We start from the raw sequence: 20,679 nt of genomic DNA on the forward strand, positions 1-20,679 counted from the left end.
GGCCCGTCGGATCAGCCGGCCCACCGATTTTCCGCGACGGCGGGGATCCTCAGGCCGATTGTTGCCCGTCGGCGCGGAGTTTCAGCAGGACCAGACCGGCCGTGCAGGCCAGAATCAGTCCGGCAACGGTGATTTCGACACGAAGACCCGCGATGCCGAGCACCGCGCCGACCAATCCGCCGAGGAAGATCAACCAGGCCGCGATGCGGGATGTGATCGACCAGGCGCTGCGCCCGGATTCGGCGGCAGCCGAATCACCCTGCGACACCGCGCGCGTGGGGGATGTCGAATAAGCTCCCATCACTACTCCTCGATGACGCCCACCGAGACTGTCGAAACGTCCGTTTCACCCGGTAAATAACACGCGTCTCACATGTAACTTCGCTCACACGGTACGTGCCCGACACCGAATCTCCACGCGACACGTGCTCGCGACACGCTGAACGTAACTACTTCGTTATGTGAAGTATTGGCTTTTCACGTTACCGTCCGGTATTTTGCGGTCCGACCGGCATGCCTGGCCCCGGGTGCGGCTCTCGGTTACTGTGAGTCCACTCGGAAACAGTTTGAGGGAGCACCACATCCATGGACGACAGGGCGAGCACGGGGGATCGCGCCGATGAGGAGACCCCGGGCCGCCTGAACATGAAGGTCGCGGGTCCCGCAATGGCCGCCGGTGCGGTATCGCTGGGTTTGGTGTTGATCGGAGCCTGCGGAATCGGTCACAAGGACGTCTATGTCGCCCCGCCGCCGCTCGCCGCGGATCTGCAGGTGGCCACCACCCCGATCACGCGCAGCGGCACCACCACCGCCCCCGCGGTGATCATTCCGCCCTCTCCCTCCTGGCGTGTCGCGGCGAATACCCCGGCCCGGCGCACCACCTCCGCCACGGCGACCAGCACCACGACCGAGGCCGATCCGAGCTACACCGCGTTCGCACCGCCCGTGCCGACCACCACCACGACGACGCAGACTCCCCCTCCGACCACGGAACCGTCCGCCGGCGAACCGTCCGCCGATTCCGACACCACGACGACCACGCGGCCCCATCACACACCGCGCACGGTCGAGGAATCCGCACCGACGGCCGATCCCTATCTCGCGCCGACCACCGAGGACGCCGGCAACTGATCCGCACAGCGAAAAGGGTGGCGGCCGCGCGGATTCGCGACGACCGCCACCCTCACCGGTGAACCGGCGTACGGATCAGAGTTCGGCCAGGCCGTAGTCGCCGACCCGGCTGCTCAGCACACCCAGATGTTCGCGGCGGCCACCGAAGGTCTGGTCCACGGCGGTGAGCCGGGCGACGTAGTGGCTGACCGGATATTCGGTGGTGATACCGATTCCGCCGTGCATCTGCACCGCTTCCTGCCCGATGTGGCGGGCACCGCGGCCGACCTGGAGGCGGGCCCGCGACAGCGCGATCGGATCGACCGTGCCCTCGGCCAGCGAGGCGGTCGCGTAGAAGCTCATGCTGCGAGCCAGTTCCATCGCGACGTACATGTCGGCGGCGCGCTGGGTCAGGGTCTGGAACTTCGAGAGCGTGACCCCGAACTGCTTGCGCGTCTTCAGATATTCGGTGGTCAGACGCAATGCCTCGCCCATCGCGCCGATCGACTCCGCGCACAGGCTCGCCTGGGCGGTCGCGATGGCGGTGGCGACGGCCTCCGTGGCGTCGCCGGCCTCGGCCGCGCCGAGCAGTTCGGCCGGGGCCGAGGCGAATTCGATCTGCGCACCCCGGCGTTCGTCGAACGTGCGGTAGGAGGTGCGGGTCACCCCCTCGGCATCGGCGGCCACCAGGAACAACCGCAGCACGCCGTCGGATCCGAGCGCGGTGACGACCAACTCGTCGGCGCAATCACCGTGCGGCACCCGGCTTTTCACACCGGAGAGGCGGTAGCCGTCGCCGTCTGCGGTGGCCGTGGTCGCCACCGTGAGATCCGGCCAGCGCGAACCGGCCTCCTCGTGCGCGAAGGCCAGCAGCCGGGAACCGCCGGCCACCTCGGGCAGAATCCGCTGCCGCTGCTCGGCGGTGCCGAGGGAAGCGATCAGGCCACCGGGCAGCAGGACCGCGTCCAGCAGCGGTTCCGGGGCGAGACGGCGGCCGACCTCCTCCATGACGACCATCGTCTCCACGGGGCCCGCGCCGACTCCGCCGTCCTCCTCGCTGAAAGACAGTCCGAGGACACCCAATTCGGCCAGCTGCGACCACACGTCGCGACTCCAGCCGAGTTCGGTGTCGAGCACCTTCAGCCGGCTCTCCGGGTCGTAGGCACGGGCCAGCAGATCACGCACCGTCTCACCCAGCATGACCTGTTCATCGGTCAATTCGAAATCCATGGCAGCGCCTCACAATCCGAGGATGGTGGAGGCGATGATGGTGCGCTGCACCTCGTTCGAGCCTCCGTAGATGCTGGTCTTGCGGTAGTTCAGATAGGTGGGGCCGGTGCGCTGCGCCCAATCCGGCGCGGCGATGTCGTCGGCGCCGACCGGCACCGCGTCCGGGCCCGCCACATCGAGCATCAGCTCGGTGGCCGCCTGCTGCAATTCGGTACCGCGCAACTTCAGCACCGACGACACCGGATTCGGTTTGCCCTCGGCGGAATTGGCCACCACCCGCAACAGCGTCAGTTCGAGCGCCAGCAGTTCGTTCTCCAACTCGGCGACACGCGTGGCGAAAACCGGATCCTCCAGCAGGGTGCCGGAACCCGTCGCGATCTGTGCCGCATGCTTTTTCGCGGTGGCGATAACCACCTTGGTGCGGCCCACGCCGGCGATACCCGTGCGCTCGTTGCCGAGCAGGAATTTCGCATACGTCCAGCCCGCATTCTCCTCACCGACCAGTTGATCGGCGGGCACCCGCACGTTTTCGAAGAAGACCTCGTTGACCTCGTGCCGGCCGTCGATCAATTTGATCGGCCGCACGGTGACACCGGGCGATTTCATATCGAAGAGCAGCATCGAAATACCGGCCTGCTTCTTCGGCGCATTCGGATCGGTGCGCACCAGGCAGAAGATCCAGTCGGCGTACTGAGCCAGCGTGGTCCAGATCTTCTGGCCGTTGACGATGTAGGAATCACCGTCACGCACCGCGGTGGTGCGCAGCGACGCGAGATCGGATCCGGCGTCGGGCTCGGAGAAGCCCTGGCACCACCAGATATCGAGGGCGGCGGTCGGCGGCAGGAAGCGCTGCTTGAGTTCTTCGGAGCCGAATTGTGCGATGACCGGGCCGATCATGTTCGCGTTGAAGGTCAGCGGCTCGGGCACGCAGGCCAGCTGCATCTCGTCTTCCCAGATGTGGCGCTGCATCGAGGTCCAGTCCTGGCCGCCCCACTCCACCGGCCACTTCGGCACCGCGATGCCCTTGGCGTGCAGGAGTTTGTGGGCGGTGACGATGTCCTCGCGGGAGAGTTCCCGGCCGTTTTCGACCTTGTCCCGGATCTCGGCCGGTATCTCGGTCCGAAAGAACGTGCGTAGTTCGTCCCGGAAGGCCACCTCGTCGGGTGACAGGGCAAGTTTCATGGGCATCTCCCACCGTATTTCGTAGGTCCGAATCGAATCTACGCCTCGAATCGAACCGGTCGTCGACGGGATCATAAACGACGAATCGCGCACGATGCCGCGATCCCGAGCGGTCCGGTTCCCCCGCCGGTACGAAGGAACCTTTAGGTTGCGGCGAAATGCCCGTACGCTGCGCAATTCCCCGCGAGTGGAATAAGTTAATGATAATTCGCATGCATTCCGCCGAATTCCCCACGACGGGAAACGCGCCCGCCGGTCGACGCCGCGGCACCCGGCATCCGGGGCCGGTTTGCCGTTTCAGCAAGTTTTCTTGCCGCCACTCCGGACCATTGGTGATCCTGGGAGCAGGCGCCGACAGGGGCGCCCCGAGCGACGAGGAGTCTCATGTCCGCCACATCACCCACCGAGGCCGCGGTGTTCTGGGAGCAGCGGTATCGCGACAACGACCGGGTCTGGAGCGGTAATCCGAATCCCTTGCTGGTGCGCGAGACCACGGACCTGCGGCCCGGCCGCGCATTGGATCTGGGCTGCGGCGAAGGCGCCGACGCGGTCTGGCTGGCCGGTCAGGGCTGGCAGGTGACCGGCGTCGACATCTCGCAGACCGCGCTGGAGCGTGCCGCGGCCCACGCCGAGCAGGCCGGCCTGGGCGATCGCATCTCGTGGCAGCGACACGAACTCGGGCGCAGCTTCCCGGACGGCAGCTACGACCTGATCAACGCCCAGTTCCTGCAGTCACCGGTGGCCCTGGACCAGGACGGCGTGCTCCGCCGCGCGGCCGACGCGGTGGCGCCCGGCGGCACCCTGCTGATCGTCATGCACGCCGGATGGCCCACCTGGATGACGCCCGACGAGTACCCGTTCGAGGCCGTCTTCCCCACCCTCGACGGTGTCCTGCACGCCCTGCACCTCGGCGACGAATGGACCGTTCGCACCTGCGAGCCGGTCGAACGCGCACTGACCTCCCCGGACGGCCGTTCCGGCACCCGGGTCGACAATGTCTGGCGCCTCTCGCGCGCCGCGGCGGCCCCTAACTAGCTGCGCGGCTTGCGGCGGTCGTATTTGCGCGGACCTTCGCGGCGCGGGCCGCGGCTCAGGGAGCGATGGGACGGCGCGCCCTGGTCCAGCTGCAACTGGATCAGGACACCGCTGATCCTGGTGCGGCGCAACGCATCCAGAGTTTCCGACGACAGATCCGCGGGAAGTTCCACGAGGCTGTGGTCGGGGCGGATGCTGATGTGGCCGAAGTCGCTACGACGCAGACCGCCCTCGTTGGCGATGGCGCCGACGATCGCGCCGGGCACCACCCGGTGCCGTTTGCCGACCGCGATGCGGTAGGTGGCCATCTCAGCGCCGGTGGCCCGGTGGTGCTGCGGCCCGCCCTCCGGGCGGCGCTCGCGATCCTCTCGGGGGGCACGTTCGCGACGCGGCGGGCGGATCGGCTCAGCCTCGGCCTCCATGAAGAAGTTGTCGCCGTCGTGGCCGCCCACCGCCAGGGCGGCGGCGATGTCGGCGAGCGGGATGTTGTGCTCGGCCTCGTAGTCCTCGATCAGCTTGCGGAACAGCGCGAGATTCGACGACGCCAGATTCTCGGTGATCGCGTCGTGGAATTTGACCACGCGCTGAGCGTTCACGTCGTCGACGCTGGGCAGCTGCATCTCGGTCAGCGGCTGGCGGGTGGCGCGCTCGATCGCATCCAGCAGGCGGCGTTCGCGCGGCGCGACGAACAGCAGCGCCTCACCGGTGCGTCCGGCCCGGCCGGTGCGGCCGATGCGATGCACATAGGACTCGGTGTCGTGCGGGATGTCGTAGTTGACCACATGCGAGATGCGGTCGACATCGAGTCCGCGCGCGGCCACATCGGTGGCGACCAGGATGTCGAGGGCGCCGGACTTCAGCTGGCCGATGGTGCGTTCGCGCTGGTTCTGCGCGATGTCGCCGTTGATCGCGGCGGCCGAGTAGCCGCGCGCGCGCAGTTTCTCGGCCAGTTCTTCGGTGGCCTGCTTGGTGCGCACGAAGAGGATCATCGCCTCGAACGGCTCGACCTCGAGAATCCTGGTCAGCGCGTCGAGTTTGCGGTGATGCGATACGTGCACCCAGCGCTGCGAGATGTTGGTGTTGGTCGAGGTCTTGGACTTGACCGTGATCTCGACCGGATCCTTGAGGTACTGCTTGGAGATCTTGCGGATCACCGACGGCATGGTGGCCGAGAACAGCGCCACCTGCTTCTCCGCGGGAGTGTCGCGCAGAATGCGTTCGACGTCCTCCTGAAAACCCATCTTCAGCATCTCGTCGGCCTCGTCGAGCACGAGATACCGCAGCTCGGTGAGGTCGAGGGTGCCACGCTCGAGGTGGTCGATGACCCGGCCCGGCGTGCCGACGACGACCTGCGCGCCGCGGCGCAGACCCTGCAACTGGACCGCGTAGTTCTGACCGCCGTAGATCGGCAGCACGTGGATTCCCGGCAGATGCGACGAGTAACGGCCGAACGCCTCGGCCACCTGGATCGCCAGTTCACGGGTCGGTGCGAGCACCAGCGCCTGCGGCGGCTTCGGCCGCTTCTCCAGGCCCATCAGAATCGGGATGGCGAAGGCCGCCGTCTTACCGGTGCCGGTCTGGGCCAGGCCGACGACATCGGCGCCCGCGAGCAGCGGCGGAATGGTGGCCGCCTGGATCGGGGAGGGGGACTCGTAGCCGACATCGGCGATCGCCGCGAGCAGCCGATCGTCGATGCCGAGATCGGCGAACGACGGCTCGGTCGCGCCGGCCGTGACATCCGCTCCGCTACCGTCGCGAGACCCGGTGGCGGCGTCCGCGGGCCCTTCGTGGTTGCGCGCGTCTGCGCCTTCGGGCCTGTCGTCCCCGCCGCCGGGCACGCTGTCGACCGATGAGTTGTTCATATTGACCAGCAGTTTAATGCCTTGCGGTGGCCGCCCGGACCATCGGGCCAATACGGTGAGACCTATGCAACCGCAGCCGCCGCCCTCGCGCGCCGTTCCGGAGCCCGCCGAACCCCTGCGGCCCACCGCATCTGCGCCCGCCGAGCCGAATTCTCCGGGCGGCGCCGGAGCGCGCGTGAGTGACGAATCCGACACCGCCGACGCACCCGGAACGACCCGGGCGCACACCGCCGAACCGATCGGCAACCCTGTCCCGATCGTGATCACCTACTCGACGACCGCGGAGGCGGGGCGGCCCGCGCCCGCGGTGGCCGGTGAACTCGAACCCCGGCCCGCCGCCCGACCGGCGCCCACCCCGGCTCCGGCGCAAGCGGTCGACATCGCGGTCGTCCAGTTCGGGCCCTATACCGACAAGGCCGCCAATCTCGCCGCGCTGCGCGGCCATGTTCGCGCCGCTGCCGAACACGGCGCGAAAGTGGTTGTCGCTCCGGAGTATTCGATGTTCGCCGTGAAGCGGCTGGACGAACGGGTAGTGGCGGCGGCCGAACCGATCACGGGCCCGTGGGCGAGCGAATTGCGCGGGCTCGCCGCGGAATTCGGCGTGCACGTGGTCGCCGGCGTCGTCGAGGCGCCGGGCGGGCAGATCACCGACCGGATCTACAACACGCTGATCGCGGCCGGTCCCGATGCCGAGTTCGCGGCGATCTACCGCAAGGTGCATCTCTACGACGCGTTCGGATTCCGCGAATCGGAGGTGGTCGCCCCCGGCCCGATCGAGGATCCCGCCACCTTCACCGTCGACGGCGTCACCTTCGGTCTGCAGACCTGCTTCGACCTGCGCTTTCCGGAGGGCTGCCGCCGGGTGGCGGCCGCGGGCGCGCAGGTGTTGCTCCTTCCCGCGCAATGGATTCCGGGACCGGGCAAACTCGATCAGTGGACCACGCTGCTCCGCGCTCGCGCGATCGAGAACACGGTCTACGTGGCCGCCGCCGACCACTGCGCCCCGCGCGGTGCGGGCGCGTCGATGATCGTCGACCCTTCCGGCAATCCGCTGGCCGAACTCGGTGATGCCCCCGGCATCGCCACCAGCCGCGTCGACCTCGATCACCTGCGCCAGATCCGCACCACCAACCCCAGCCTGAGCCTGCGCCGATTCACCGTCGAGCCATAGACTGGACGGCACCATGATCTATCCGGATCGTCGGTCGGCCGGTCGCACGCTGGGTGAATCGCTGTCGCACCTGCGGGCGTGGCATCCTCTCGTGCTGGGACTGCCGCGCGGCGGGGTGCCGGTCGCGGCCGCCGTGCGCGAGGTCATCGGCGGAGATCTGGATGTGCTGCTCGTCCGGAAACTCGGCGTGCCGTGGCAACCCGAACTGGCGATGGGGGCGATCGGCGAGGACGGGGTCCGGGTTCTCAACGACGACGTGGTGCGGCAGACCGGCGTGCGATCCGAACAGATCGCCGCCGTGGAGGAGGCCGAGCGCGCGGAGTTGTCCCGCCGGCAGCGGATGGTGCGCGCGCAGGTGCCGCGAGTGCCGATTCACGATCGCGCGGTGGTGATCGTCGACGACGGGATGGCCACGGGCGCGACGGTCGCCGCGGCGTGCCGCGTGGCGCAATCGCACCGGCCCCGCTGGATCACGGTGGCGGTGCCGGTGTCCTCGATCGAGGCGATCGAGCGGCTGCGCGGCCTGGCCCGGGAGACGGTGTGCCCGCTGATTCCGCGTTCCCTCGGCGGGGTCGGCGGGGCCTATCGCGATTTCCATCAACTCGACGACGAGGAAATGCTGGACCTGTTGCGCACCGCGCACCAGCCCGGCCGCTGAGGAACCGCACGGGTACCAATCACTCGGTCTCCGAGTCGATCTCGCGCACCCCTTTCCGATGCCGCTGCGCGAGGTCGGCGTAGTACCCGGGGTTGATCCTGACCCAGTTCTCGGCCTGGGTGCCGGCGAGGGGACGTTTGACCTCGGCCGGCGCTCCCGCCGCCAGGACTCCCTCAGGGATTTCGGTTCCGGGCTGGACCAGCGAGTGCGCGGCGATCATCGAACCGGCGCCGATCGTGGCCATATCGAGCACCGTGCTGCCGTTGCCGACGATCGCCTCGGCTCCGACGCTCGCGCCGTGCAGGACCACGCTGTGCGCGATCGTGGCGCCGGGCCCCACCTCCACGGGCACGTCGGGCGGGGTGTGAATCACGGTGTTGTCCTGCACATTCGCCCGCTCGCGGACGATGATCGGCGCGAGGTCGGCGCGCAGCACGGCGCCGTACCAGACCGAAGCGTTCGCCTCCACGCGCACATCGCCGATCAGGGTGGCGGTCGGCGCGATGAACGCGGTCGGATCCACCTGGGGGCGTTTACCTTCGAATTCGTAGCAGGGCATGCGTTCTCACCATTCGTTGTCGTCGGCGACCACTCGTTCCGCGGCCGCGACCATCGGGCGCAATTGCGCGGCAAAGGTTTCCGCGGTGACGCCGACGATATCGACCTCCGCGCGGGTGCGGACCGCGTAACGGCCGTCGCCGGTGACGTCGATCCAGCACAGCACGCCGAGCGGGCGCATGCTGTCGTCGGCGCGACGCGCGGAGACCACGATCTGACCGATGCCGTCGCGGGGCTGCTTGAGCAACCGCCGCATCCGCGCCGTGGTGGAGGGACCGGCGACCGGCACGGTCACCAGATCGCGACTGTCCTCGCGCACCCGGTCCAGCGGTGCGGTGCGGCGCGGTTCGGCCCCGGCCGGGCATTCCGGCAGCAGCGAGACCACCCGGGCCGCGAGGGTACCGGAATTCCCGACGAACAGCCGCACGTCGCCGCCGCGATCGGGCGCGCTGCCGTGGCGCTGGGCCGCGACCACGGTGATGTGACCGGCGGCCGCGCCCAGCACCCGGACGGGCCGAGCCTCCCCCGCGCCGTGTTCGCCGAACACCTCGACGCATACGGTGGGCCGGGCGAGCAGTCGCAGCGCCGCCTCCAGATCGGGGTCCACGGTGCGGTCGCACCATTCGGTCAGCTCCGGGAGCTGCGCGGCCCGTTCGGCACTGTCGCGGGCGGACAATCGCACCGCGAGCGGATACGGGATCCGGTCACCGTCGATCCGTTGCCACGCCATCGCGAATTGATCGGGCGTCAGCGTCCATTTCACCGCCGCCGGACCGCCTCGGCTCCGGCCGTGACCCCGCGGTCAGTCATCCTCGGACCACTCGCCCAGCACGGGTGGGGTGGTCGGGTCGAGGTGCCCGACCAGTTCGCCGCCCGGCTCGGCCGGTTCGAGGAAGGTCGGCTCGTCGTCGAATTCGGAGTAGTAGTCCTCGTCCTCGTCCTCGTCGACACGGCGGATCGGCTTCGCCGCCACCGGGGTCGACGGTCCCTGTCGCACGGCATCGCCCGCGGCGAACGCGCCCCCGGCCAGGCCGCCCACGATGCCCGCGCCCATGCCGGACATCGAGTCGGCGCCGGGGTTGCGGTCCTGGTCGTGGTCGTCGCGCTTGGTCGAATCGGAATTCTGCGCCGTCGACGCCGGGCCGGTGGCCGCCCCGGCGGGACCCACGGCGGCCGCGGGGACCACACCGGGAGCGAGCGGTGCCCCGGCCGCGGGCTGCGCGGCAACGGACGGTTTCGACTGCGCGACACCATGATTCGTGGTCGCTACCACCGGCACCTCGGAGACCGCGGCGGCGGGAAGCGTGGTGTTCACCGGAGTCGTGATCGGCGTCGCGGGCTCTACGAGCGTCGGTGCGACCGCGGCGGGCGCCACGGCCGCGGGCCGATCGGCGGCCGGCTGGTCACCGCCGGGCCGGTCGCCGCCCGGTTCGCTCGGCCGATCCGCCGGAGCCGCTTCCGGCCCCTGCGGTCCGTCCACGGTCGGCGTCACCCGAGAGCCCGTCACCCGGCCGACCAGATCCGCACTGCCGCCACCCGGTGCGGTCGCCTCGTCACCCGGTGGCACGACAGCGGGATTCGGGTACATGCCGCCGTCGGGAAACGCCGGCACGCTGTCGCCGGTGCGCAGGAAGACACCGGCATAGACCGAATCCATCACCCGCACGGCGTCCTGCCGCACGTTCTCGGCGCTCTTCTGCACGACGACGTTGGCGGCCGCCTGTTTCGGATCCAGCAGTCCCGCTTCCAGATCCGGATGTGCGGTCACCTGTTGCGATACCGAGGCGCGCAATGTCTCGGCTGCGTCGTTGGCCTGCGCGAGTCGTTGTCCGACAACCGCCATCACATCGGACAGCTGCTGGCCCAGCCGTTCGAAGGCGGTCACCGCGTCGGCGGCCAGTTGCGCGGCACCACCGCGCCAGCCGTCGGCGATGGCGCCGCGGATTTCGGTATGCGCGGACTGGACGGCATCGGCCATCCCGGCCGCCGAACTCTGCCAGGCCTGGCGGCCGGCGGTGAGGATCTCGGGATTCAATTCCTGGACCCCACACTGGATTTCGCGATGGGTGAGGTTGTCGAACACCTCGACCGTCGGGGCGTAATCCGGGTCGGTATGCCCCTGCGCCGGCGGTGTTCCGTTGCCGCTGACCCTATGCATGTCCGACCCCCACCGGCTGCGACGGCTGTACCACGACCGCGGGTGGTGCGGTCTTCCCGATCGCCGCGGCGGCATCGGCATCGTGCTGGGCATAGGCGGCTGCGGCGGCACGCAGCGTCTGCGCCAATTGCCGTGCGGCATCGGCATATTCGCGTAACCGATCGACCGCGTCGGCGGCCTTGCTCTCGAAACCGCGGCGCAGCGACTGCCCCGACTCGAAGCCGCCGAATCCGGGCAGCGACGCGGCCGCGCCGAGGATGCGGATCTGCTGCTCGACCTGCTCGGCCAGTGACTCGTATCGACGCGCGCAGCGTTCGTGGGTGCCGTCGCCCACCAGTACGCCGTCGATCCACAGCTCTCCGTCGTCGACCGCCTGGGCCAGCGCACCGACATCGTTGCGCAGATCCCCGGCCTCGTGTGACTGCATCGCGGTCCCCCTTTCTCAACCCACTTCCGCGGCGCGGTAACGACGGTCCGCGACCTCGCGAATCCACTCCGCGATATCGGCGGTGACTGCCGCGTGCACCGGCTCGTGCAGCAAATCGTGCCCGGCATCGGTGTACTCGTGCAACCCCACCGACCGGTGCCGGGCCGACCATTCGCGCGCGGAGTCGATCGGTGCGCGACGGTCGTCCACACCGTGCAGCGCCAGGATCGGTAGTCCGGGCGGCAGGGCGGCGGGCGATTCGGCGGCCCGTTTCGGGGTGCCGGTCAGCACCATGCCCGCGCACCCGGCCATCTCCGGCAGCGACATCGACGCGAGACAGGTCGCCGCGCCCAGCGAGTGGCCCGCCAGGAACAGCGGCGGATCGGGCTGCTCGGCGCGCATCGCCCGCACCAGCGCGGCGGTGTCGGCCGCCAGTTCGGGGAGCGTTCCCGGCGCCGCCGGGTCGCCTTCGCTCAGCCCCTGACCCGCGGTGTCCAGACACCAGAGCTCGATCTCGCGCGCACCCAGGGCACGACCGAACCGATGGTAATGCCCGCTGTGCTGGCCGGTTCCGGGCAGGAACGCCACCACCGCCACCGGCCGCTCCACCGGCCACCGCCGATAGTGCAGTCGACCGCGGGCACCCTGGAAGTACGGCATCACCCCATTGTCACGGGCGGGTCGCCGGTGAGCGGGCCCGGCCCGGCGAAGTGAGACCGATATCCGACACGCCCCCCTCACGCCACGCCGTACGACCTCGAAAGATTACGCTGTTGCGCGACTCGGCACGCGAGCGGTGCGTCGGCCGCGTGCGGGTGTCCGGACTCAGGAGGGCCGCGATTGATTCTGTTCGGTGATCGTGTCGTGTGCAGCACCGATGACCTGGTGAGGGCAGCGCGCTGCGAATTCGCGCTGCTGCGCGCGCTCGATACCGAACTGGGCCTTGTCGTTTCGCCGAATCCGACCGATCCGGTGAGCTTTCCGCTGGGTTCGGACACACTGTCGGACGACGTGTTCGACGATGTGTACGCGGCTCTCGGCGCGGCCGTGATCGGCATCGATTCGCCGGCCGCCACGGCCACGGAATTGCGCCGCGCACACGAGCAGACCGTCGCCGCACTCGGCACCGACGCGCCGGCGATATTCGGGGCCACCTTCTTCGACGGATCCTTCGCGGCCGGATGCGCCGTCCTCGTCCGCCGCGACGACCTCACGCCGGTTCGGCCCCGGCGATCGGCGGCCGCGGCACTGCCCGACGTCGGCGCGACCGGCGAATCCGCGACAGCGGCCGCCGACGCCCCGGACCGCGACGCCGCGCCTACTCCGCATTCCTCCTTCATCCTGTACGTCCGTTCGATGTCGTCCGATGTCGCGGCGCTCATGGAGGCCGCGGCGTGTGCGCGCATGGTGCGCGCCAACGGATTCGACGTCGATCCGTGGGTCCGGATCCGGGATGCCGCGGGCGCGGAACGGATCTACGAGCTCGGTCCGGCCGAAACCGTGTACGCGGCGCGACGGATTCGGCTCGCCACGATCCTCGCCGCCAAACAGGACGAACTGCTGCCCGTGCAGTGGGGAGACCGCCGCTACCTCGCCTGCGGGCAATGCGCGAGCTGCACCGCCGAACTGGTGGCCGGGCGTGATCTGCTGCTGGTGGCCGGGATGCGACCGTCGGTGCGTGCGCAGCTGCGCGATGCCGGCATCACCACGGTCGATCGCCTCGCCGCCGCGGATTCGTCGGTGACCGGCGTTGCGGTACAGACGTTTTCGACGCTGCGGCGGCAGGCCGAGCTGCAGTTGCGCCGCGAGCGTTCCGGGCGCCCGGCCTATGCGGTCACCGATGCGGCCGCGTTCGGCGAGCTGGCCCGGCCCGACACCGGCGACGTCTTCGTCTCGGTCGCCGGATCGGCCGTCGGCGTCGGGGTCGCCGCGCGCGGTGCGGACGGTGGCGAGGGCGTGTTCCTGTTCCACGCCTTCACCACGCACGATCCGGTGGCGCTGCTGGAATTTCTGGCCGACCGCCAGCAGCACCATCCCGACCTGCGGATCTACCACTTCTGTTCGCCGATCCGGACGCTGCTTGCCGACCTGTGCGCACGCTGCGGCGCCGACGAGGAGACCGCCGACGAGCTGCTCGGCGCGCTGCTGGACCTGTATCCGATCGTGCGTTCCGCGCTGCTGATCGGCGCCCGGTCCTATGATCTGCCGGAAGTACTCGGCCTGCTCGACCCCGAGGCGGAACCGGTTCGCGCCGATCTCGAATCCTCCTGTGCGGCAACGCTGCGGCTGCGCGAGCGACTGTGCGAACTCGCCGCCGAGCACGACATCCAGCCCTGCCCGGTCCCCCGCCGCACCCTCGCCGAACAACCGGCCGCGGTGGAGGCGGCGCTGCGCGAATTCGCCTTCGACTACGACGACACTCGCAGTGCCGGACAGCAAGCCGCCGCGATGATGGCCGCGGTCCTGGGTTATCACCGGCGCGAGCGTCAGCCGCTGCACTGGGCGCACGAGGACCGCCTGCATCGGCCGATCGGTGAATGGGCCGATACCCCGGGGGTTCTCGTCGCGGACTGGGCCAGCGTCGACACGAAATGGCAGCACACCGACGACCGGCCGATGCGGCGCTACCTGAAGCTGACCGGCAGGCTCGGCACCGGACGTCCGCCGCCTCCGGGCACCGCGGTACGCACGCTCTACGATTCGCCCGTCCCCGACCTGCCGGCCACCCCCGGCCGGCGCGCCACCGCGGCGGCGACGGTCCTCGGCTTCGCCCTCGACGACAACTTCGACGATGTGGTGCGGGTGGAGGAGCTGCTACCGCCGGGATGCGCACCCTACGACGAACTGCCGGTCGCCATCGTGCCCGATCCGCCGGGCCGCGACGACAATCTGGAACAGGCGCTGAACGCCGTGGCGCACGATCTGCTGGTCAGCCTGCCGGACGTCCCGCTGACGGCGGCCTTCGATGTGCTGTGCCGGCGGCGGCCCCGGCTGCACGGCGCGACCGCGCTGCCGCAGGTCTTCGGCGACTACGCGGCCGCGATCACCGCGGCGGTGCTCGATCTCGACCACTCGTATCTCGCGGTGCAGGGGCCCTCGGGCACCGGCAAACTCGACACCGCGGCGCGGGTGATCGAGCGGCTGGTGACCCGCTACAAGTGGCGCGTCGGGGTGGTGGCGCAAACACATTCGGCCGCCGAGGTGCTGCTCGACGCCGTGGTCCGCGTGGGCGTACTGCCCGAACTGGTCGCCAAATCGGATGTGCACACCGTGGCTCCGGAATGGCTGGGAATCGCCGCCGACCGCTATCCGCGCTTCCTCGACAACGCGGTGAACGGTTGTGTGATCGGCGGACTGACCGGCGATTTCACCGATCCCGACCAGGTGGCGCCGCAGAGTCTGGACCTCCTGGTGATCGCCGACGCCGGGTACTTCCCGCTGGCGCAGGCGATCGCGGTCGGCGCGTCGGCGCGCAATCTGCTGCTGATCGGCGATCCCGCTCCGCTGCCGGGTACCGGCCTGCATCCCGAGCGCGTCCACGAATCGGCCCTGGGTCGCATCGTCGGCGACAACCCCACGGTGCCCACGGCTTTCGGCTATTTCCTGGAGCGCACCTGGCGGATGCATCCCCAGGTGTGCGGGCCGGTGTCGTCGCTGCGCTACGGCCGCCGGCTGCGCTCCAACGAGACGGTCACCCTCGCCCGCGAACTCGAGGGCGTCGCGCCGGGTGTGCGAGCGGTGCCGGTCGAACATCACGGCAACAGCACCGAATCCGCGGAGGAGGCCCGCGAGATCGTCCGTCAGGTCCGGTCCCTGCTTGGCCGCACCTGGCGCCAGGGCGTACTCACGCGGCGGCTGCATCCGCACGACATTCTGGTGGTCACGCCCTATCACGCGCAGGTGGCACGCATTCGAATGCTGTTGTCGCGGGCCCGGATCGAGGACGTGGTGGTCGGCACCGCCGATCGCTTCCGCGGCCGGGAGGCGGCGGTCGTGCTGATCTCGATGACAACCTCGGCCCCCGCCGACGCACCACACGGAATGGACGATCTGCTCTCGCGGCATTGGCTGACCACCGCTGTCTCCCGGGCGATGTGGTCGGCGATCGTCGTGGCGTCGCCGCTGCTCACCGACTATCTGCCCGAAACCCCCGAACAGCTGCCCGATCTGGCCGCCTACCTCGAACTGACCGGGCGCGGCTAGCCGAAGTTGCGGCCCTCGCCCCGATACGTCGGCACCGTGGTGCGCCGGTCGTCGGCATCTACGATGTGGATGGCGTCGAAGCGTTCGCAGAGCTCACCGGCCTTGGCGTGGCGCATCCACACTCGATCCCCGACGGCCAGGTCCGCTGCGCCCGTGAACGGCGTCTGCACCTCGCCCGCACCCTCGGTGCCGATCAACCGTAACCCCTTGGGCCACACCGGCTTCGGCACTCGTGAGGCACCGGCCGGACCGGAGGCGATATAGCCGCCGGCGAAGACGGTGGCGATCTCGGCAGCCGGGCGGCGCAGCACCGGCAGCGCGAAATACAGCGCGGGACGAGGCGTGAACGCGCGATATCCGTCGAACAGCGTAGGCACATAGAGACCGGATCCGGCCGTCACCTCGGTGACCTCGGGTGCCGCCACACTCACCTCGATGGACCCGCTGCCGCCGCTGTTGACGATCTCGAGCTCACCGGCCACCGAACGCACGGCGTCGAGCACATGCGTACGGCGAGTGCCGATTTCGGCCGCGGAGAGCCGTTTGACCAGCCGCACCGCGGGATTGGTGTCGGGCAGGCCGGCGATCTGGGCCTCGTAGGTCATCACACCCACCACCCGGAAGCCGCGCTCGCGAGCGACCCGGGCCAGCCGCTCGGCCTGCTCCGGAGTCCGGATCGGCGATCGGCGCACTCCCAGGTGCAGCGGGCCGATCCGCAACGAGGCGTCGACGTCCAGGCACACCCGCGGGCTGATTCCGGCGCCACCGACCGCGGCGCGGATCAGATCCAGCTGGGCGACGTCGTCGATCATCAGCGTGATCGAGTCGAGCAGGGTGGCGTCGGCGGCCAATTCGGCCAGCGCGGCGCGATCGACGCTCGGATAGCCGAGCAGAATGTCGCGTGCCCCGTGTCCGGCCAGCCACAGTGCCTCACGCAACGAATAGGACATGATGCCGGCGAATCCGCCGTGGCCGGTGAGCTGCGATCCGAGCACTTCCTCGAGGACCGCGCGGCAGCGCACCGATTTGCTGGCCACCCGGATCGGCACGCCGCGGGCCCGGCGCACCAAATCTGCGGCGTTGGCGCGCAGGGCGCTCAGGTCCAGCGCGGCCAGGGGCGGATCGAGGTCCGCGGTGGCGGCGTGCAGGTCGGCGATGGGCGACGCGTCTGTCACCACATCAGCCAATCACGAAACTGGTCAAACGTCCAGGAGAACCCCGCGCGTCGTTACCGATCGACCGCCTTGGTGATCAGCGTGGCGACCAGATCGTCCAGCACCACGAGCGTGGTCTCGTCGTCACCGTCGGCGAGCCAGCGCAGCACGGCGCCCTGGATCACGGCCAGCACATACGCCGATATCGCCGCCACCGGCTCGATCCACTGGGTATCGGAACGCTCGGCACACGCGTACAGCGCCGCACCGACCTCGGCGTCCAGGTCGCGCAGCCACTCCGTCGCCGAGAGACCGGGGCAGTCGGCCTCGCCCTCCCAGCGGCGGCGTAAGGAACTGATCGTGAGATCCAGCGTGTGCACCTGCCGTTGCGGGGTGGCCCGGATGGCCGACCACATCGCACTCACGCCGGCATGCAGAACCACCCGCAACGCGCGCGTGCCCGTGCAGTCGCAGGCGGCCGACGCGGCGTCGATGGCCTCCTGCACGATCGGCCGCGGCCGGACCCGAATCATCTCTCCACTAGCGCTCAACGACGACTCCCTCGGCGAAAGAACTCGCGCACCTCGCCTGCGCGGCTCGCTCAACGGGCATCAGATCCGCGGTGATCTCTTCCGAGGTCTACCCCGGGCGGCCCGTTCAACATCCGTCAATGTTAGAGGGTTTTCGGGGATCGTGACCAGGTTCAACGGGTCATTCCGTACTGAAAGATTGTTTTGTTACCACCCCGACACATCCCGCGGTGGGGTTCGGCGGTGGATCCGCCACGGTCAGGGCGGCTGCCGCGCGGGCGCAAACGCTCAGAACTCTACGGCCTCGGGCCGGGAATCGTTATATCGATGTGGGCGAGCACACAGCTGAGCCATCGCCGCCCACCGTGTCGAACCCGCCGATAACCTGGAGTCGTGACAACGGTGCGCCCCGATCATCTCCACATTCCCGGCACCTTCAACTACCGCGACGTCGGCGGCCTGCGCACGGCGAGCGGGACCAAGATTCGCAGCGGAGTTCTGCTCCGGTCGGCTCAGCTGTGCCGGCTCGACGAACGCGGACACGACATCCTGCGCCGGCTCGGCGTCGCCACCGTGCACGATCTGCGCGGGCCCGGCGAGGCCGACCGGATGGGCGTCGACGTCCTTCCCGACGGCGTGCGGCTGGAGGTGACACCGTTCCACTCCGGGGTCGGCGCCGCCCGGGCCCCGCACGAGGCTCCGGAGGCGACGGCGCAGCCGCCGCACGAGGCCGCCGCGCGCGACGACGCCGCGACGACCGGCCGCCACCTCGACCTGCTCGAGGTCTACGCCGAATTCCCCTCGATGCCGGAGGCGGGACTCGCGATCACCGCGATGGCCCGGTCGCTGGCCCGCGGCGACGGCGCGGTGCTGGTGCACTGCGCGGCCGGTAAGGACCGCACCGGCTGGGCGGTCGCCACCCTGCTGCGGGCCGTCGGCGTCACCGAGGACGACGTCCTGGCCGATTATCTGCTCAGCAACGAGGCCGTCGAATCGCTGGCCGCCGACGTGGCGCGCAATTCCGGCGAGTCGCTGCCGCCCGCCCTGCTGGGCGTGAGCATCGAATACCTCGCCGCCGGCACCGAGGCCATGCACCGCCACTACGGCACCCTCGACGCCTATCTCGAGGCCATCGGCATCACACCGCGATTGCGGGCCGCCCTGCACACCCGCATGCTGGAGTGATCCAGTCCTGTCGGCCGGCACCGGCTATCCGGTGCGGTGGACCAGGCCGTCGGTGTCGATGCTGACCTGATTTCCGGTGTGGAACCAACTGCCCGTGAACCGCGATTGCGTGGTCTGCGGGTCGTTCCAGTAGCGCGGGGTGATATTCGGCCCGCGACAGAGCAATTCGCCGCTGCCCACCCCGGCCCGCGGCCCCCACAGCGCCAATTCGGTACCGCCGAACGGGAATCCGAGAACGTCGCTGCCCGGCGTCACGCCGCTGTCCATCAGGGCCAATCCGATGCCGCTGGTTTCGGTCGCACCCCATACCGACCACTGCCGGGCCAGCGGAAACACCTCGCGCAGCGCCTCGGCGACGATTTCGGCGGTGCCGGCGTCGGTCGCGGCCAGTTCGGCACGATGTCCCGCACTGCACACCTGGCGCACGCCCTCCGCCCGCAATCCGGCCAGTTCCGGGAGCAGGCCCGCGAAGATGCGGGGCGTCGCGGCCACCATATCGATACGTTCGGCGACGATCGTCTCGGCGATCATCGCCGGATCCGGGGCGAGGACGACCGTGCCGCCCACAGCGAAGGTCGGCAGCAGTTGATCGACACAGCCGCTCGCGTGCGCCAGCGGCATCAGGACCAGATTGCGCAATCCTTCGGTCGGCAGGTCGAAGGCGCCCACCACCGAGCGCACCGCCGACAGCAGATTCTCGTTGGTCAACTCGACGCCGCGCGGACCGCCCGGCGCCTCCGAAAGGCCTTGGCTCGCAGCGCCGCTGGTGTAGCACAGCAGGGCGAGCTCGCTCAGCGAGGCACCGTCGTCGATGAAGGCCGCGCCGTCGGGGAAGTCGGCGTAACCGGCGTCCGCACCGCCGCCGTCGAGGACGAAATCCGCGCAGCTGTCCGCGATCACCTGGGCGGCCACGGCATCGGGCAGCCCGTCGTACACCAGCACCGGCACCGCACCGGACAACAGGGCGCCGAGGAAGGCCTGGACCCAACGCGCGCCCACCGGCATCCGCACGGCAACCCGGTCGCCGTAACCGATTCCGTGTTCCTGAAGTCCGCCGGCGATCCGGGAGGCGGCATGCCACAGCTGCCGGTAGGTCAGCCGCGGACCGCCGATTTCGACGACCGCCTCCCGGGCCGAAAACGCGTGTACCTGCACATCGAGCAGTTCGGTGAGGGCCGGATTGAGATTTCCGTACCGCAGCACGCCGTCGGCACCGCGAGCAAGAGGGTTGCCGCACCACGGATTTCGCGTCTGCGGATATTCGATCAGAAGCTGCGTCATCAAGTCCCTCCGGATGCCTCGATCAACAGGCATCTGTGACTATATGACGCAGATCACAATCGCGGGGCGTTAGGCGACAAAGATGTCCGGGCGATCACCGCCCTGTGTAGCTCGCCTTCCCCGGGCCCACCTCCAGGAAGCTGCGCACCGCACCCCGCAAATCCTCGGTTTCGAACAGTTCACCGGAGACCTTGGGCGTCACCGAATCGGCATGTTCGACGCCGCCGGAACGCCATGCCGCGATGATCTGCTTGGTGGCCGCGTGCGCGCGGGTCGGGCCGTCGGCGAGGCGGGCGGCCAGCGCCCGGGCCGCGGTGTCGACATCCTCGTGCACCGCGTTGACCACACCCCAGTCGGCGAGGGTGGCCGCGTCGTACAGGTCGCCGGTCATGACCAGCTCCCGCGCCCGGCCGGAACCGGCGCGCTCGGCCAGCCGCTGCGGGCCGCCCATCGACGGCGTCAGGCCCACGACCGTCTCCACCAGCCCGAACTTGGCCTTCGGCGAGGCCAGCAGGATGTCGCAGGCCAGCGAGATCTCGAAGGCAGCGGTCAGGGTGAGGCCGTGGGCGGCGAAGACGACCGGGCACGGCAGGGCCTCGACCGGGTGGATGATGCCCTGGAACAGGCGCTGCCACAGTTCGGCGCCCTGATCCACGCTCAGCCCGTCGAATTCGTGGACGTCGACCCCACCGGAGACGACCTTGCCCTCGGCGCGGATCAGCAGCGCGCGCGGCGGATTCGCGGTCAACTCGGCGAGATCGGCGGCGAGCGATCCCAGCAGCGCCGAATCGAACAGGTTCAACGGCGGATGGTCGATGGTGATGATCGCGAGCTGGGCGCCGGCCTCTGTCTCGGTCCGCTCCAACCGGGTGGGTTTCGAATCGCTCATCGGCCGAATCTATCCAGAACCAGTCGTAACCGGTACCCCGGCCGCC

19 protein-coding genes are annotated in these 20,679 nt (G+C 69.6%); 6 read left to right on the forward strand and 13 right to left on the reverse strand.

Translation table 11 applies throughout. The features are described 5' to 3' along the window. Positions 1–49 precede the first annotated feature (49 nt). Positions 50–301, reverse strand: a complete 252-nt coding sequence (locus A5780_RS24545; protein ID WP_146098635.1) for a hypothetical protein — start codon at positions 299–301, stop codon at positions 50–52. A 284-nt stretch (positions 302–585) separates the two neighbouring features. Here A5780_RS24545 and A5780_RS24550 point away from each other — a divergent pair, with 284 nt between their 5' ends. Beyond that, positions 586–1,131 (forward strand): hypothetical protein, encoded by a 546-nt coding sequence (locus tag A5780_RS24550; protein ID WP_063016918.1) that lies wholly within the window; start codon positions 586–588, stop codon positions 1,129–1,131. A 75-nt stretch (positions 1,132–1,206) separates the two neighbouring features. On the opposite strand, the gene A5780_RS24555 is transcribed toward A5780_RS24550, so the two are convergent. Further along, a complete protein-coding gene (locus A5780_RS24555; protein ID WP_064901715.1) occupies positions 1,207–2,340 on the reverse strand; it encodes an acyl-CoA dehydrogenase family protein in 1,134 nt (377 codons plus the stop codon). 9 nt (positions 2,341–2,349) lie between these two features. Further along, entirely contained in the window at positions 2,350–3,522 is a 1,173-nt protein-coding gene (locus A5780_RS24560) for an acyl-CoA dehydrogenase family protein (RefSeq protein ID WP_030514965.1), read from the reverse strand. Positions 3,523–3,906: 384 nt separating this feature from the next. On the opposite strand from A5780_RS24560, the gene A5780_RS24565 reads away from it, so the two are divergent. Further along, positions 3,907–4,557 carry a bifunctional 2-polyprenyl-6-hydroxyphenol methylase/3-demethylubiquinol 3-O-methyltransferase UbiG gene (locus tag A5780_RS24565; RefSeq protein WP_064901716.1) on the forward strand — a complete coding sequence of 217 codons (651 nt, stop codon included), beginning with the start codon at positions 3,907–3,909 and terminating at the stop codon, positions 4,555–4,557. Here the strand turns inward: A5780_RS24565 and A5780_RS24570 are convergent. Continuing rightward, on the reverse strand, positions 4,554–6,419 hold the full coding sequence (locus tag A5780_RS24570; RefSeq protein WP_082976696.1) for a DEAD/DEAH box helicase: 1,866 nt from the start codon (positions 6,417–6,419) through the stop codon (positions 4,554–4,556). The two genes, A5780_RS24565 and A5780_RS24570, sit on opposite strands and share 4 nt — an antisense overlap. 379 nt (positions 6,420–6,798) lie before the next feature. Here A5780_RS24570 and A5780_RS24575 point away from each other — a divergent pair, with 379 nt between their 5' ends. After that, entirely contained in the window at positions 6,799–7,590 is a 792-nt protein-coding gene (locus A5780_RS24575) for a carbon-nitrogen hydrolase family protein (protein ID WP_064909714.1), read from the forward strand. Between the two features lie 13 nt (positions 7,591–7,603). Beyond that, on the forward strand, positions 7,604–8,248 hold the full coding sequence (locus tag A5780_RS24580) for a phosphoribosyltransferase (protein WP_063016924.1): 645 nt from the start codon (positions 7,604–7,606) through the stop codon (positions 8,246–8,248). 19 nt (positions 8,249–8,267) lie between these two features. Here A5780_RS24580 and A5780_RS24585 read toward each other — a convergent pair whose 3' ends face one another. The 5 genes from A5780_RS24585 to A5780_RS24605 are packed head-to-tail and all read right to left on the reverse strand — an operon-like array spanning position 8,268 to position 12,051. Then, complete coding sequence (locus A5780_RS24585; RefSeq protein ID WP_063016926.1) at positions 8,268–8,807, reverse strand: gamma carbonic anhydrase family protein; 540 nt, start codon at positions 8,805–8,807, stop codon at positions 8,268–8,270. A gap of 6 nt (positions 8,808–8,813) precedes the next feature. Next, positions 8,814–9,569, reverse strand: coding sequence for an ESX secretion-associated protein EspG (locus tag A5780_RS24590; RefSeq protein WP_063016928.1), 756 nt, complete (start codon positions 9,567–9,569; stop codon positions 8,814–8,816). Between the two features lie 39 nt (positions 9,570–9,608). Further along, entirely contained in the window at positions 9,609–10,964 is a 1,356-nt protein-coding gene (locus A5780_RS24595) for a WXG100 family type VII secretion target (RefSeq protein ID WP_064909707.1), read from the reverse strand. After that, a complete protein-coding gene (locus A5780_RS24600) occupies positions 10,957–11,391 on the reverse strand; it encodes a hypothetical protein (RefSeq protein WP_064909708.1) in 435 nt (144 codons plus the stop codon). The genes A5780_RS24595 and A5780_RS24600 overlap by 8 nt, the downstream gene beginning before the upstream one ends. Positions 11,392–11,406: 15 nt before the next feature. Next, positions 11,407–12,051 carry an alpha/beta hydrolase gene (locus tag A5780_RS24605; RefSeq protein ID WP_063016933.1) on the reverse strand — a complete coding sequence of 215 codons (645 nt, stop codon included), beginning with the start codon at positions 12,049–12,051 and terminating at the stop codon, positions 11,407–11,409. A 204-nt stretch (positions 12,052–12,255) separates the two neighbouring features. On the opposite strand from A5780_RS24605, the gene A5780_RS24610 reads away from it, so the two are divergent. After that, a complete protein-coding gene (locus A5780_RS24610) occupies positions 12,256–15,594 on the forward strand; it encodes a bifunctional RecB family nuclease/DEAD/DEAH box helicase (RefSeq protein WP_231983074.1) in 3,339 nt (1,112 codons plus the stop codon). On the opposite strand, the gene A5780_RS24615 is transcribed toward A5780_RS24610, so the two are convergent. Both A5780_RS24615 and A5780_RS24620 read right to left on the reverse strand, forming a co-directional pair. Continuing rightward, complete coding sequence (locus tag A5780_RS24615; protein WP_063016957.1) at positions 15,591–16,769, reverse strand: amino acid deaminase/aldolase; 1,179 nt, start codon at positions 16,767–16,769, stop codon at positions 15,591–15,593. The genes A5780_RS24610 and A5780_RS24615 overlap by 4 nt on opposite strands. Positions 16,770–16,822: 53 nt before the next feature. After that, positions 16,823–17,299, reverse strand: coding sequence for a TetR family transcriptional regulator (locus A5780_RS24620; RefSeq protein ID WP_227462692.1), 477 nt, complete (start codon positions 17,297–17,299; stop codon positions 16,823–16,825). A 372-nt stretch (positions 17,300–17,671) separates the two neighbouring features. Here A5780_RS24620 and A5780_RS24625 point away from each other — a divergent pair, with 372 nt between their 5' ends. Further along, entirely contained in the window at positions 17,672–18,463 is a 792-nt protein-coding gene (locus A5780_RS24625) for a tyrosine-protein phosphatase (protein ID WP_064909710.1), read from the forward strand. Between the two features lie 24 nt (positions 18,464–18,487). Here A5780_RS24625 and A5780_RS24630 read toward each other — a convergent pair whose 3' ends face one another. Together A5780_RS24630 and A5780_RS24635 are read right to left on the reverse strand one after the other, a co-directional pair. Next, a complete protein-coding gene (locus tag A5780_RS24630; RefSeq protein WP_064901721.1) occupies positions 18,488–19,744 on the reverse strand; it encodes a class I adenylate-forming enzyme family protein in 1,257 nt (418 codons plus the stop codon). A gap of 94 nt (positions 19,745–19,838) precedes the next feature. Then, positions 19,839–20,633 (reverse strand): enoyl-CoA hydratase/isomerase family protein, encoded by a 795-nt coding sequence (locus A5780_RS24635; RefSeq protein WP_063019539.1) that lies wholly within the window; start codon positions 20,631–20,633, stop codon positions 19,839–19,841. Between the last annotated feature and the right edge of the window lie 46 nt (positions 20,634–20,679).

It is taken from the genome of Nocardia sp. 852002-20019_SCH5090214, from assembly GCF_001665865.1.
Classification (GTDB): domain Bacteria; phylum Actinomycetota; class Actinomycetes; order Mycobacteriales; family Mycobacteriaceae; genus Nocardia; species Nocardia nova.

Coding starts and splice junctions, on each gene's coding strand:
- A5780_RS24580 (WP_063016924.1), top strand. CDS start 7,604: ATGATCTATCCGGATCGTCGGTCGGCCGGTCGCACGCTGGGTGAATCG.
- A5780_RS24600 (WP_064909708.1), bottom strand. CDS start 11,391: ATGCAGTCACACGAGGCCGGGGATCTGCGCAACGATGTCGGTGCGCTG.
- A5780_RS24635 (WP_063019539.1), bottom strand. CDS start 20,633: ATGAGCGATTCGAAACCCACCCGGTTGGAGCGGACCGAGACAGAGGCC.
- A5780_RS24605 (WP_063016933.1), bottom strand. CDS start 12,051: ATGCCGTACTTCCAGGGTGCCCGCGGTCGACTGCACTATCGGCGGTGG.
- A5780_RS24555 (WP_064901715.1), bottom strand. CDS start 2,340: ATGGATTTCGAATTGACCGATGAACAGGTCATGCTGGGTGAGACGGTG.
- A5780_RS24550 (WP_063016918.1), top strand. CDS start 586: ATGGACGACAGGGCGAGCACGGGGGATCGCGCCGATGAGGAGACCCCG.
- A5780_RS24595 (WP_064909707.1), bottom strand. CDS start 10,964: ATGCATAGGGTCAGCGGCAACGGAACACCGCCGGCGCAGGGGCATACC.
- A5780_RS24630 (WP_064901721.1), bottom strand. CDS start 19,744: ATGACGCAGCTTCTGATCGAATATCCGCAGACGCGAAATCCGTGGTGC.
- A5780_RS24585 (WP_063016926.1), bottom strand. CDS start 8,807: ATGCCCTGCTACGAATTCGAAGGTAAACGCCCCCAGGTGGATCCGACC.
- A5780_RS24565 (WP_064901716.1), top strand. CDS start 3,907: ATGTCCGCCACATCACCCACCGAGGCCGCGGTGTTCTGGGAGCAGCGG.
- A5780_RS24570 (WP_082976696.1), bottom strand. CDS start 6,419: ATGAACAACTCATCGGTCGACAGCGTGCCCGGCGGCGGGGACGACAGG.
- A5780_RS24560 (WP_030514965.1), bottom strand. CDS start 3,522: ATGAAACTTGCCCTGTCACCCGACGAGGTGGCCTTCCGGGACGAACTA.
- A5780_RS24545 (WP_146098635.1), bottom strand. CDS start 301: ATGGGAGCTTATTCGACATCCCCCACGCGCGCGGTGTCGCAGGGTGAT.